Origin of the sequence: Paenibacillus sp. FSL P2-0322 (assembly GCF_037975315.1) — a bacterium.
GTDB lineage: Bacteria > Bacillota > Bacilli > Paenibacillales > Paenibacillaceae > Paenibacillus > Paenibacillus polymyxa_B.
This window is the reverse complement of record NZ_CP150243.1, coordinates 4,992,501-5,004,824: the sequence shown is the minus strand read 5'-3', so window position 1 is coordinate 5,004,824 and position 12,324 is coordinate 4,992,501. Positions and strand designations below refer to the sequence as shown.

General features: G+C 46.1%; 15 protein-coding genes (1 of these 15 cut by a window edge). 14 read left to right on the top strand and 1 reads right to left on the bottom strand.

Annotation, left to right across the window (positions count from 1 at the left end; genetic code table 11):
• Nucleotides 1-85: 85 nt before the first annotated feature.
• Nucleotides 86-409: a hypothetical protein gene (locus MKY24_RS22240; protein ID WP_023990260.1), complete on the bottom strand. Its 324-nt coding sequence runs from the start codon at nt 407-409 to the stop codon at nt 86-88.
• Nucleotides 410-553: 144 nt separating this feature from the next.
• Between MKY24_RS22240 and MKY24_RS22235 the strand changes: the two genes are divergently transcribed.
• From MKY24_RS22235 to MKY24_RS22170, 14 genes are all read left to right on the top strand, one after another.
• Nucleotides 554-1,168, top strand: a complete 615-nt coding sequence (locus MKY24_RS22235) for a DedA family protein (RefSeq protein WP_013311915.1) — start codon at nt 554-556, stop codon at nt 1,166-1,168.
• Nucleotide 1,169: 1 nt separating this feature from the next.
• The gene (locus MKY24_RS22230; RefSeq protein WP_013311914.1) at nt 1,170-1,739 is read left to right on the top strand and encodes a thioredoxin family protein; all 570 of its coding nucleotides are present in this window, start codon (nt 1,170-1,172) and stop codon (nt 1,737-1,739) included.
• A 3-nt stretch (nt 1,740-1,742) separates the two neighbouring features.
• On the top strand, nt 1,743-2,372 hold the full coding sequence (locus tag MKY24_RS22225; protein ID WP_023990259.1) for an MBL fold metallo-hydrolase: 630 nt from the start codon (nt 1,743-1,745) through the stop codon (nt 2,370-2,372).
• Nucleotides 2,373-2,615: 243 nt separating this feature from the next.
• Nucleotides 2,616-2,825: a hypothetical protein gene (locus MKY24_RS22220; RefSeq protein ID WP_023990258.1), complete on the top strand. Its 210-nt coding sequence runs from the start codon at nt 2,616-2,618 to the stop codon at nt 2,823-2,825.
• A gap of 81 nt (nt 2,826-2,906) precedes the next feature.
• Nucleotides 2,907-3,296: a hypothetical protein gene (locus MKY24_RS22215; protein ID WP_013311911.1), complete on the top strand. Its 390-nt coding sequence runs from the start codon at nt 2,907-2,909 to the stop codon at nt 3,294-3,296.
• A 368-nt stretch (nt 3,297-3,664) separates the two neighbouring features.
• Nucleotides 3,665-3,952, top strand: coding sequence for an Asp-tRNA(Asn)/Glu-tRNA(Gln) amidotransferase subunit GatC (gene gatC, locus MKY24_RS22210; RefSeq protein WP_013311910.1), 288 nt, complete (start codon nt 3,665-3,667; stop codon nt 3,950-3,952).
• Between the two features lie 27 nt (nt 3,953-3,979).
• Nucleotides 3,980-5,437, top strand: coding sequence for an Asp-tRNA(Asn)/Glu-tRNA(Gln) amidotransferase subunit GatA (gene gatA, locus MKY24_RS22205; protein ID WP_023990257.1), 1,458 nt, complete (start codon nt 3,980-3,982; stop codon nt 5,435-5,437).
• Nucleotides 5,438-5,463: 26 nt separating this feature from the next.
• Nucleotides 5,464-6,909, top strand: coding sequence for an Asp-tRNA(Asn)/Glu-tRNA(Gln) amidotransferase subunit GatB (gatB, locus tag MKY24_RS22200; RefSeq protein ID WP_013311908.1), 1,446 nt, complete (start codon nt 5,464-5,466; stop codon nt 6,907-6,909).
• 130 nt (nt 6,910-7,039) lie between these two features.
• Entirely contained in the window at nt 7,040-7,501 is a 462-nt protein-coding gene (locus MKY24_RS22195; protein WP_028541861.1) for a GNAT family N-acetyltransferase, read from the top strand.
• Between the two features lie 98 nt (nt 7,502-7,599).
• Complete coding sequence (locus tag MKY24_RS22190) at nt 7,600-8,313, top strand: MgtC/SapB family protein (protein ID WP_028541862.1); 714 nt, start codon at nt 7,600-7,602, stop codon at nt 8,311-8,313.
• An 82-nt stretch (nt 8,314-8,395) separates the two neighbouring features.
• Nucleotides 8,396-9,049 (top strand): hypothetical protein, encoded by a 654-nt coding sequence (locus MKY24_RS22185; protein ID WP_075154735.1) that lies wholly within the window; start codon nt 8,396-8,398, stop codon nt 9,047-9,049.
• 7 nt (nt 9,050-9,056) lie between these two features.
• Nucleotides 9,057-10,460, top strand: coding sequence for a DUF4097 family beta strand repeat-containing protein (locus MKY24_RS22180; protein ID WP_028541863.1), 1,404 nt, complete (start codon nt 9,057-9,059; stop codon nt 10,458-10,460).
• Between the two features lie 108 nt (nt 10,461-10,568).
• Nucleotides 10,569-11,000, top strand: coding sequence for a Fur family transcriptional regulator (locus MKY24_RS22175; protein ID WP_013311903.1), 432 nt, complete (start codon nt 10,569-10,571; stop codon nt 10,998-11,000).
• A 185-nt stretch (nt 11,001-11,185) separates the two neighbouring features.
• Nucleotides 11,186-12,324: the 5' portion of a glycosyl hydrolase family 18 protein gene (locus tag MKY24_RS22170; protein WP_339200885.1), read on the top strand. Its footprint extends 580 nt past the window's final position; the window shows 1,139 of its 1,719 coding nt (coding positions 1-1,139); its start codon is at nt 11,186-11,188; its stop codon lies off the right edge, out of view.

Genomic DNA, 12,324 nt, shown 5'->3' with positions numbered 1-12,324 from the left:
CTAGGAATATAGTAAAAGTGGAGCCACTGCGGGGTGGCTCCACTTTTTTTGTAGTTCACGGTTCATAGTTGCAGTACGCAAACATCTATCCACCATAGGCACTTCTAAAAGCGGTGCACAAAACATCGCGATCCACCTTCCACAATGCTGCGAGCTCCTCACTGACATCTTCGTCCCACCAGTCGCATAGTAGTTTGCGGTTACTATGGTTTTCCGCAATCCAGATAAGGTGTCCGACGACCTTGCGGCAGTATAGCTCCTCGCCCTGCTTGACCAGATCAGGAGCAATGTGAACAGGCAGACGTTTGCAGGTTCGATACAACTCTTTGATACATGCGCGGCGAATACCACGAGCCGTGGGTAAACGGGATTGTGAATTGTCATGTTTGGGGAATTTGCCGGGAGGCATATTGTACCCCCTCCTCTCTCTCTCAACTTATGCGGGCAGAGGGGTCGGGGTCACTGACCTCCCTATTTGGGCGAAGTGGCGACTTGTTCTGCCGCTGTGATACACTAATGAAAATAGAGAAACAGGCAGGGAGTGGGAAGAGAAGTGGACCAAATATCTAGTATCATTAATTATTTGTTTGAGATCATTCGTAGTCTTGGGTATTTTGGTATTATGCTAGGCTTGATGGTTGAGGTCATTCCAAGCGAAATTGTCCTCGCTTATGGTGGCTTTTTGGTATCCTCGGGTCATATTAATTTTTTTGGCGCAGTCGTTTTTGGAACGATTGGCGGGGTGCTGGCCCAGCTATTCATTTACTGGATTGGGCGCTATGGCGGCAGACCGGTATTAGATAAGTATGGGAAATACATACTTATCAAAAAAAGTCATGTCGACCATGCTGAAGCCTGGTTTAACAAATACGGCACAGGGGTCATTTTCACAGCTCGCTTTATTCCTGTTGTGCGTCATGCCATCTCAATCCCTGCCGGGTTGGCTCGAATGAACGTATGGCGCTTTACTATTTTGACAACGCTAGCGATTATACCTTGGTCTGTTTTGTTTATATATTTAGGTATGCTGCTAGGAGACAAGTGGGAGCAAATTGACGAAGTGGCAGCACCTTACATCAAACCGATTTTGCTGGTTGCCCTTGCACTCTTGATCATTTATTTTGTTATCAAGTGGATTTTGTCCAAAAACAAAAAAGGAAGTGTATAACATGAGCCGTACTAATGTATCGCAATACTTCGGAAAGGGCTTAAGCCCTGAACAGTTTATGGAGGGCATGGAAAAGAACAAAGAAGCCTTCCGCTCTGGGTACGATCAGTTTGTGTGGAATCGCGAAGAGGATCGAGAGTATTTTGAAAGCTTGAACCATCGGGATGATCTGCGCGTGCTTATTTTGGCTGCCGACTGGTGTGGGGACGTGGTGCGCAATGTGCCAGTTGTGTTCCGTGCGCTGGAGAATAGCGGGATTCCGACCGAAGTATTAATCTTGGAAAACCATCAGGCGCTGATGGATGACTTCCTGACAATGGGTGGACGTGCTGTTCCGATTGTGATTTTTGCGGATACAGGAGGTCACGTACTTGGCCACTGGGGACCACGCCCTGCACATGTCCAACAAATTATGATTGGATTCAAACGTGAAAATCCAGATCGGGAAGCTGATGATTATCAAGAAAAAATCGCAGTTGCTCGTAAAGAAATGGCTGAAAAATATGGGGAGGGAACCGAGGTCCATCCTGTGATTGTTCAGGAATTACGCGAGCTGATCTCGGGATTTTAACTTATGACGTTATCTATTCGCAGCTTTAATCTCGGTCCTCTCCAAACAAATGCTTATTTGCTTCAAGGGGATGATCCGCAGCGCGCCGTTATTATTGATCCGGGGATGAATCCGGGTCCTTTGCTCAGAGCTATTGAGCCACTGACCATTGAAGCTATCCTGCTGACTCATGCCCATTTTGACCATATCGGTGGAGTAGAGGAGATTCGCAATACCAAAGGCTGCCCGGTTTATCTGCACGCCTTGGAGCAAGACTGGCTCACATCTCCTAAGCTGAATGGTTCCTTGATGTGGCCAGAGGCATCCCCTCCGATCTCGACGGAACCTGCCGAGTATGATTTGGCAGAAGGTCAGCAATTGAACCTGATCGGGCACACGTTCCGGGTTTTCCATACACCGGGCCATTCACCCGGAAGTGTCAGCTTTTTGTGCGGCAAAGATCTTTTTTCCGGGGATGTGCTATTTCGTCAGGGCGTCGGACGCACGGATCTGACGGGTGGTCGGGAACGGGATCTATACGATTCTATTCAGAACAAATTGTTTCCGCTCGGAGATGACGTTACAGTCTATTCCGGTCACGGTCCCAAAACGTCCATCGGTTATGAGAAAGCTAATAATCCGTATATCCGGTAAATGTGATGAACGTTTTCAGTAGGGGCAAAATCAAAGGTGTGACAGGTTTTGCCCCATTTCGACAACAAATTATAAATTATGTATAGACAAAGGTTTTTATTTTTGTTAACATAAATTTATTAAAGTTACATACTAAACTCGCGAAGCACGCAAGCTGTGGATGAATCCCGGTTTGCGTTCTTTTTTTTGCCCATTAAGAGGATAAAGAGGCATGAGGCCGTCAGATCACAAGGGGGAGCAAGAATGAAAAGAAAACATATATTTGGGGTACAACGTGAGATTGGAGGTAGTTTCCGTGTTCCCAATATAATAGATATTGAAGATTCTGTGGTAGGTTCCGAGCCGAAGATCATGACTTGGAAAAAGGTGAAACGACGGAGCGGAATCCCTTCACAAAACTGGCATGTGAGGCTGAATGAACACAGGTTGGGACGTGGAGACGGTCGATTATGAAGATACATAGATGATATAGACAAGCTACTTTTTTTTTAGTAGACTTAGCAGATAAGTTCAGACAAACGGGGGGGGCTAACGATGCATCATTTAGGAGCTAGAATTATGATCGTCGCGGATGCTTTTGAGCAGAATCTTCCTGTGGGCGAACATGGTTATATCATTGCTTACGACCGTAATGCGGACAATGCTTTTGACTATGTCATTCGCGTACCGAAGGTGAACCGCAACTTTTTTGTACCATCCGGGGACATCGAGCTGGAAGAGAGTATTCTCAAGCTGGAAGCCGAGCGGATTGAGCGTGAAGCGCTGATAGATTACGCCCTTGCTACTCATAATGAGAAACTGTTCAAGCATGTAATGAACGGTGGTCTTGATTCGGTAGAGACTGAAGAGGAAGAAGAAACCGCGGCAGAGTTGTTGTCACAGGCTGATTTTATCAGACAAGTCAATTTGCGTGCTTGGATATAGGAGTCGGCTACTGCCGACTCTTTTTAAAAATATATAATGGGCACAATCTCAGCTCCTATAGTTTTCTCGAAAGAGCACCGAGAGGTGCTTTTTTTATATCCTTTTAGCAACATTTACCTCATTGATGTACAGTTTGCTTCTGTACCGCGTCAAAGATTGAATTGTAAAGGGTTCTATCCTATAATTAAAAACGTTATTTCGAAGTTCGGTGCAGCATTTTTTAATATTAGGATTTTGCAAAATTCAATTCCAGTCGCTCCGAAGTGCAATATATAGATGAACTAAACCATTTTGATCTATATCTTGCTCATTGGAAGCCGCCTATAGGATTTTTTGCAAAATCCTCATATACATGAGGAGGGTTTTGTATGAACATTTCCACGGAAGATGTCCGTCACGTAGCCAAGCTGTCCAGGTTGAATCTGACCGCGGCTGAGGAAGAAACGATGACAGGACAATTAAACGCCATTCTCCATTATGCGGAGAAGCTGAATGAGCTGGATACGGAGCAGGTAAAACCGACCACTCATGTGCTGCACGTCAGCAATGTCATGCGAGACGACGAAGTTCGCGAAAGTTTGACACATGAGCAAGTGATGCGCAATGCACCTGAAGAAGAAGACGGACAGTTTAAGGTTCCAGCTGTTCTGGAATAGATCTCATATTTGAAAGGAGGATGCAAATTGAGCTTGTTCAATAACACATTGCCCGAGATACATAACAAGCTGCATCAAAAGGAAATTTCCGTGAGTGATCTGGTGGGACACGCTCTGGAGACGATTGGTGCGCGGGAAGACAAGATCAGAGCTTATATTACCGTTGACGAGGAACAGGCCCGTGCATCCGCACGTCAGCTGGATGATCAGCTGATTTCCGGAGAGGAAAGAGGGCTGTTGTTTGGCCTGCCGGTTGGTATTAAGGATAATATCGTGACAGAAGGGCTGCGTACAACATGTGGCAGTCAGTTTTTGAAAAATTTTGATCCCGTTTACGATGCCACAGTTGTTAGCAAGTTACGCGCAGCGCAAACCGTGACACTCGGTAAAATGAACATGGACGAATTCGCCATGGGCGGCTCTAACGAGAACTCCAGCTTTTTCCCTGCACGTAACCCTTGGGATTTAGAACGTGTTCCCGGCGGTTCCAGTGGCGGCTCAGCTGCGGCTGTTGCAGCGGGTGAGGCTTATTTCACACTCGGTTCGGATACAGGTGGTTCCATTCGCCAGCCTGCTTCTTACTGCGGTGTAGTTGGCCTGAAACCAACCTATGGTCTAGTATCCCGTTTTGGACTGGTGGCTTTTGCCTCCTCTTTAGACCAAATTGGACCCATTACTAAAAATGTTCAGGATTCAGCCTATGTCCTACAAGCCATTGCAGGTTATGACCAGAAGGACTCCACTTCTGCGAAGGTAGACATTCCTGATTATTTGAACGCTTTAACCGGGGATGTAAAAGGACTTCGTATCGCTGTGCCTAAAGAGTATCTTGGTGAGGGCGTCGATCCTCAGGTCAAGGAAAAGGTGCTGGATGCACTGAAAACGCTGGAAGGACTGGGTGCTGTTTGGGAAGAAGTGTCTCTCCCTCACACAGAATATGCGGTAGCTACATATTACCTGCTGGCTTCATCCGAAGCGTCATCCAATCTGGCCCGTTTTGACGGCGTGCGCTATGGTGTGCGTTCTGACAATCCGGACAATCTGCTTGATCTATACCATCAGTCCCGTACGCAGGGGTTTGGTCCCGAGGTGAAGCGTCGGATTATGCTGGGTACCTATGCACTCAGCTCCGGGTACTACGATGCCTATTATTTGAAAGCTCAAAAAGTGCGCACACTGATTAAACAGGATTTTGATCGTGTATTTGAACAATATGATGTGATTATCGGACCTACTGCACCGACAACTGCTTTCAAAATCGGCTCGCAAGTGGACGATCCATTAACAATGTATTTGAACGATATTTTGACGATTCCGGTAAGCTTGGCTGGTGTGCCAGCCATCAGCATTCCGTGTGGTCTTGCGGATGGAATGCCAGTCGGACTACAAATTATCGGAAAAGCCTTTGACGAGTCTTCCGTGCTACGCGTAGCTCATGCTTTTGAACAAAATACCGAATTTCACAAGCAGCGTCCGCAGCTGTAATTTGCCAAAAAGGAGGGAACCTATTCATGTCTACAACTACATCCAAATATGAGACGGTCATCGGACTTGAAGTGCACGTGGAATTGCATACGAAGTCTAAAATATTCTGTGGATGCTCGACATCCTTCGGAGCACCACCCAACTCTCATACATGTCCGGTCTGTCTCGGTCATCCAGGGGTGCTGCCGGTATTGAACCGTCAGGCCGTTGATTATGCGATGAAAGCAGCAATGGCGCTGAATTGCACCATTGCTGATGTGAGCAAGTTTGACCGCAAGAACTATTTTTACCCCGACTCACCTAAGGCTTACCAAATCTCACAATACGATCAACCCATTGGCGAAAATGGCTGGATTGATATTGAAGTGAATGGTGAGACAAAGCGTATCGGTATTACCCGACTGCATCTGGAAGAGGACGCAGGCAAATTAACACATGTTGATGGTGGCTACGCATCTTTGGTCGATTTTAACCGGGTCGGCACACCATTGGTCGAGATCGTTTCGGAGCCGGAAATATCTTCGCCGGAAGAAGCCAAGGCCTATCTGGAAAAAATACGTGCCATTATGCAGTATTGTGACGTATCCGATGTGAAGATGGAGGAAGGATCACTTCGCTGCGACGCGAATATCAGCCTTCGTCCGCATGGACAAAAAGAGCTGGGAACTAAAGCGGAACTGAAAAACATGAACTCCTTCCGTGGCGTACAGCGCGGACTGGAATATGAACAGTTCCGGCAGGAGCAGACGCTGGACGAAGGCGGAACGATTGTACAGGAGACACGTCGTTGGGATGAAGCGCAAGGTAAAACTTTATCCATGCGTGGTAAGGAACAGGCTCATGACTATCGTTATTTCCCAGACCCGGATCTTGTTACACTGCATATTGATGAAGAATGGAAAGAGCGCATCCGTGCTTCGATTCCTGAATTGCCTGACCAGCGTAAAGCACGCTACACTTCGGAATATGGATTACCTGAGTATGATGCCCAGGTGATTACGTCCTCCAAGCCATTGGCCGATTTGTTCGAGGATAGCCTTCAATTTACCAAGGATGCCAAAGCAGTATCCAACTGGATTATGGGGGATTTACTCGGTTATTTGAACAGTGCCGGTGTGGAGCTGTCGCAGGTTAAATTGACCGGACGGGGCTTGGGTGAAATGATCGGACTGCTGGAGAAGGGAACGATCAATAGCAAAATCGCTAAAACGGTCTTCAAGGAAATGCTGGAAAGTGATAAACTGCCACAGCAAATTGTTGAAGAAAAAGGGCTTGTACAAATCAGTGATGAGGGTGCAATCCTGACGATTGTCGAACAAGTTGTAGCAGCTAACCCGCAATCGGTCGAAGATTACAAAGCTGGCAAGCAAAAGGCCATCGGCTTCCTAGTCGGTCAAGTGATGAAGGAGAGCAAGGGGAAGGCAAACCCTGGTCTTGCTAATAAGTTGCTGACGGAAGTGCTGAACCGCTAATGGCATAGATTTGACAGGGGCTTGTCTTTTAGGGACAGGCCCCTTTTGCATAGACGCTGAGAACGGTTGGCGCGAACAAGCTTTAGAATCCTGATGGCATTTTATGAGTTTCCTTAGGAGGGAAAACAGCATGGTTACCCTATGTTCATTGGAAGATGATGATATCGTCAGTCAGATATGGCGTCTACAGCACGTTGCCTATAGGTTGGAAGCTGAGCTGATTGGGTTTGATGAGATTCCTCCACTGATGGATACATTGGATACGCTGAAAAGCTGTGGAGAGTCTTTTTATGGGTGGCTGGAGGACGGTGAATTGCTAGGAGCACTGGCTGTGCAGTCTGAGTCGCCCGATTCGCTTACCCTTACACGTATGATGGTTCACCCGGATCATTTTCGTAAAGGCATTGCGGACTCTTTAATGAAGCATGTTTTGAGTGAATATCAAAATATCCCGTTGTTTATCGTCTCTACAGGAACCTTAAATACTCCTGCGGTGACATTATATCGAAAACATGGCTTTCGCCCCGTATCTGCGGCCGAGGTCGCCCCAGGCGTGGAATTAACCACCTACCATCTGCATAAGGTGGAATAGCATTGAGATATCATTAAATTGGCATTAAAAATGCACATAAGCCCACAAACCGCGCACCCGGAGTGGGAAGCACGACATAACCGGGAGGAGAGACTCGAATGAATAATCCGTGGATTATAGACGATTCACATATCATTTTACGGCTTTTACTGTCCATGCTTCTCGGTGGATTCATTGGTTTTGAACGCGAACGTTCCAATCACGCAGCTGGTTTGAGGACTCATATTATGGTCAGTCTTGGTTCGACGCTGATTATGCTACTCTCCATTTACGGCTTTGCCGATTTCATTAAAGAAGTTAATGTACGCATAGATCCCGCTCGTTTGGCTACGGCTGTGATCACTGGCGTAGGCTTTTTGGGTGCAGGGACGATTATGTTCACAGGTAAATCCATTACCGGACTAACGACTGCGGCTTCCATTTGGGTCGTGGCTGCTATTGGCCTTGGGGTGGGAGCAGGCTTTTATTTCCCGTCTATAGCGGCGACAGTGCTCGTATTTTTAAATTTATGGGTGTTTAACAAAGTTGAACTTCGGTATATGCGTGGACGCAAGCGTCATCTTATTACATTGTACGGATTGTCCTCTCACGGACTGCTGGAGCAGATTTCGACTTATTTAGAGCAAGAAAAAGTGGAAATACGTAAAATAATGATTAAAGAACATGAAAATGTCCCATTTCACGAATTACACCCAGATCGGCAGAGTATGGAAGTTTCCCTAGAGGTGCTGGCCCGTCATGATTTTAATCCCGTACGTATTGCAGCTGATTTACGACAATGGGAAGATATAGCTGCTGTCTCCGTCGAGTAATAGTCTCCCTTTTTTTAACAGTTACTCTTAAATCCGATTGGGGTACTATGTAAGCATCGAAGTATTTTCAGCGGAGCCACGCATGGGATTCAAAGGGGAGGATGGCATGAACTCGGAACAACCGTTACCGTCTGGAGAGACTGGACAGCTACAAGCGTCGGAACAGCGGGAACAGCCCAGACAGGGGAAACGTCTAAAATACGCTAAATTTCGCAAAGTGATTGCTATTATCATGGCGGCATTGTTACCCGGACTGGGACATCTTTTTTTAGGACTGTTTATTAGGGGGCTTAGTTTTATTGTATTGCTCCTGCTAGATATTTTTGCGATGTTGTATGTTTCCTCTGACGGCTTGAGGATCAACATTCCATTACTTATTTTGCTTGGATTGTTCATACCCGTTTTATATTTTTATAATGTATATGATGTCTTACAGTCAGCAGATTACATGGTTCGTTATCGGCGTAAGCCAGATCGTTATGCACGAATGGATGCTAGAGGCCAGCAAAGTAGTCCTTTTTATTCATGGGAGAGAGGCTTTGCTTTTGCTGTGCTAATGGTGGCAGGCGGTGGACTTATGATTTTGTTTCGCATGAAACCTCGCTGGTTGAGTAATTTCTTTGAGGATTATGGATTCCTTACGCTGGCCATTTTATTAATGATGATCGGTTTATTCCTTTTTCTAAGGGAAGCCTTTCTGAACTTTAAGCGTAAAAAGTTGAAAGAAAGAGGGTGAAGCTGGCGTGCACCGCAAAATAAGAGTCGGGCGCTACACCTCTTCGCTTCTGTTGATGGCTGTAGGCATTTTGCTTATTGTAGATGTGTTTCAAAATACTGAATATATGCTTCAGCTCCTCGTTTGGTGGCCCGTAATCTTTGTGCTTTGGGGACTGGAGTATCTGATTTTTTTTGCCATGTACTATCGGAAAGAAGGCAAGTCTGACAACGGAAGGCGATTCAGACCTGACCTAAAGGGGATTCTGTCCGCTTTGGTAGTGGCAGCCTCGGTTTTTATCGTGACCCAGCAAAATCATTATATGTATCTGTGGAACCGGGTCAGTCTCAATCTGACGTCAGCCTCTATGGATTTTAGCCAGGCTAAAGAGAATCGGTATGATATGGGTGGTATGCTGGTACCTGTAACTATGCAGACGTCCGATTTAGTAGTTGATTCGGTTAATGGTGATGTAACACTGATCAGACGGCCTGTGTCCAATATAGAGGTACGAGGTACTCTGTGGGTGGATCAAGCGCCTGCTGCCGAAGCGGACAAGATTGCTCAAGCTTCTTCACTGACTTCTACCGACGGCAAGACTATCCAGATTCGTCCGGAGGCAAAGTCGTACGGAGCATCAAGCAAACGTCAGCCTCGTGTGAACATGCTGATCACCGTGCCGGAGGACCGGCGGTTCAATGTGCAGATTAGAACCTCCAACGGGAATATTTCCTTGAATGGAGTTGATGCAATTGACAGCATTCGGCTTGAGAGCGGTAATGGAAATCTCACTGTTAATGACGCTATCGGCAATGTCAAGGGAGGCACGCTGAACGGTCAGGTTAAATTGCATCGGATTTCTGGAGATGTGGATGTGCGCACGAACCGTGGCGACATGCAAGCAGGCGATATTGAAGGAGCTGTGACACTGCACACCATGGTAGGTGATATTCAACTCGCTCGTTCGGAAGGGGACATCACCGTAGATACTCAGAATGGTGACATGAATGTGCTGAATTCTACAGCCAAGCTGAATGCAAATTCGCTTAATGGCTCTATCAAAGTGCATAGCGAGCAGATAGGCGGAGATTGGAAAATATACAGTGCTGTCGGTGATATCGTATTGGATCTTCCGTCGAATGGAGATTTTCAGTTAGAGGGTTCAAGCAGTTATGGTAATCTTCAATCCGATTTTCCATTTAAAATAGACAGTAAAAGTATTTCAGGCCAAAACGGGACAGGCAAGTATGCGATCAACGTAGAGGGCAACAGTAATTTAACCATTAAAAAGTTACTGATGCCGTCGTTACCCGACTTGGATGATTCCGGGGGTACGACTGCGCCCGATACATCTGAAAGCTCTGCGGCTGAACCGGGAGCTTCTGAGACAGATACCTCTATAGGAATATCCGGCGACAATACGGCGCGTTGACAAGAAACTTGAGTAGACCGTACAATGTGAGTAGGTTTAGAAGTGAATTGTAAATAGATGCGTGGTAATTGATAGGATCGTAAGTAAGGGATAAGGCGGTGGACATATATGGCAGCACGCGTCCAGCATGCTTTGGAACTTCTGAAGAAGACAGGTGTACGCATAACACCCCAGCGTCATGCCATATTAAACTATTTAATGGAAACTATGGGGCACCCGACTGCAGATGAAATATATCGAGCGCTTGAGTCCAAGTTTCCAAGTATGAGTGTGGCTACGGTTTATAATAACTTAAAGATGTTTATAGAAGCGGGTATGGTACATGAGTTGACCTATGGAGATAACGCCAGTCGTTATGATGCCAATATTTCGGAGCACTATCACATCATTTGCGAAAAATGCGGAAAGATTGAAGATTTCAGTTATCCGTATTTGGCCGATGTGGAACGCCATGCCGCGTTGGAAACAGGCTTCGAGGTGCATGGACATCGTATGGAGTTACACGGAGTATGCAAAGCTTGTAGTAACAAACAAACGTAACGAAACAAGGAATAGAAGTTTTTTGTGCGGTATGTATATATTGTAATGGATTGGAAACGTGAGGAATTCCCCATAAGCGGGGATTTACCGCGTTTTTTTGTTTAAATCACTTTATTTTTGTTTTAAGTAATCTGTTGAGGTTACAAAATACGGAAATTCAAAGTTCATACAATGGAGGTTCAATATTGGCCAGAAATCATTCCAGACGCCGCCGTAAACGTTCACGATTCAAAGGAGCGGCAAGCCTGCTATTATTTGCAGCGATTATATGTGCAATTACTGTTGTATGGTTTGGTAATCCCCTTCACGAGAAACCCGATTGGCAGGGCAGTGTCCGTCCTATTTTTATGCAGGGAAAGTTGACTGGGTATGAAGCTCAGAGCTCCGGCAAGAACATGCTGATGCCGCTTAAATTGGTGCAAAGTAAAATTGATCCTACGGTTCGCTACGAGGATGACAGCCAAACCGTCATTATGGCGACGAGACAAAACCTGCTCTATATGAAGGTTTCGAAGGCACAAGGGGAACTGAATGGTAAAACATATGCGCTGAGCGCAACCCCTCAGGTAATCAGTGGAGAGGTATATATCCCGATAGAGGCTGTACGTGAAGTATACGGCGTTTCTATACACGAAGACCCTGTGACTGGTGCTGTCATCCTAATGAAGGCTGGAGAGAAGGTCAGGCTGGGGAGTGTAGAAAAGAAGGATGGCCCACAGGATGCTACAATCGCCTTACGTAAAGAAGCCTCTAGCCTATCTTTCATTTTGACAGATATATCTCAGCGGACGAAGGTGCGTATTTGGTCCAAACAGGGCGATTGGTATTTTGTTCAGTTAGACAATGGTTATGCAGGATACATTAAGTCAGACCATGTCGCTGAAGGAGAAGAGCTTGTGATCCCTTCGGTTAAGGACGATTTGTCCATCTCGGAAAAACATTGGGAGGGTAGATCAGTAAACCTCGCTTGGGAAGCTGTCTATAATCGCAAGCCCGATCCTTCCAAGTTTGATCCTATGCCTGGAGTAAATGTGGTGAGCCCTACGTGGTTCAGTGTCGTCGATCATGAAGGTACTGTAGAAAGCAAGGCAGATCCTGCCTATGTCAGCTGGGCACATCGCAAGGGGATGGAGGTTTGGGGCTTGTTGAGCAACAGCTTTAATCCCGAATTAACAACAGAAGCTTTGTCCACCTTTGAACGTCGAAAGTCGATTGTAGATCAGATGATTTCACTTGCCCTAGAAAATGATCTGGACGGTATTAATATTGACTTTGAAAATGTTCATACGAAGGATGGCCCAAATGTCACCCAATTTTTGCGGGA

Excerpts from the sequence above, each read along its gene's own strand:
- MKY24_RS22240 (WP_023990260.1), bottom strand. The coding sequence starts at position 409 with ATGCCTCCCGGCAAATTCCCCAAACATGACAATTCACAATCCCGTTTA.
- MKY24_RS22215 (WP_013311911.1), top strand. The coding sequence starts at position 2,907 with ATGCATCATTTAGGAGCTAGAATTATGATCGTCGCGGATGCTTTTGAG.
- gatB (WP_013311908.1), top strand. The coding sequence starts at position 5,464 with ATGTCTACAACTACATCCAAATATGAGACGGTCATCGGACTTGAAGTG.
- MKY24_RS22225 (WP_023990259.1), top strand. The coding sequence starts at position 1,743 with ATGACGTTATCTATTCGCAGCTTTAATCTCGGTCCTCTCCAAACAAAT.
- MKY24_RS22230 (WP_013311914.1), top strand. The coding sequence starts at position 1,170 with ATGAGCCGTACTAATGTATCGCAATACTTCGGAAAGGGCTTAAGCCCT.
- MKY24_RS22175 (WP_013311903.1), top strand. The coding sequence starts at position 10,569 with ATGGCAGCACGCGTCCAGCATGCTTTGGAACTTCTGAAGAAGACAGGT.
- MKY24_RS22190 (WP_028541862.1), top strand. The coding sequence starts at position 7,600 with ATGAATAATCCGTGGATTATAGACGATTCACATATCATTTTACGGCTT.
- MKY24_RS22220 (WP_023990258.1), top strand. The coding sequence starts at position 2,616 with ATGAAAAGAAAACATATATTTGGGGTACAACGTGAGATTGGAGGTAGT.
- MKY24_RS22185 (WP_075154735.1), top strand. The coding sequence starts at position 8,396 with ATGGGATTCAAAGGGGAGGATGGCATGAACTCGGAACAACCGTTACCG.
- gatC (WP_013311910.1), top strand. The coding sequence starts at position 3,665 with ATGAACATTTCCACGGAAGATGTCCGTCACGTAGCCAAGCTGTCCAGG.
- MKY24_RS22195 (WP_028541861.1), top strand. The coding sequence starts at position 7,040 with ATGGTTACCCTATGTTCATTGGAAGATGATGATATCGTCAGTCAGATA.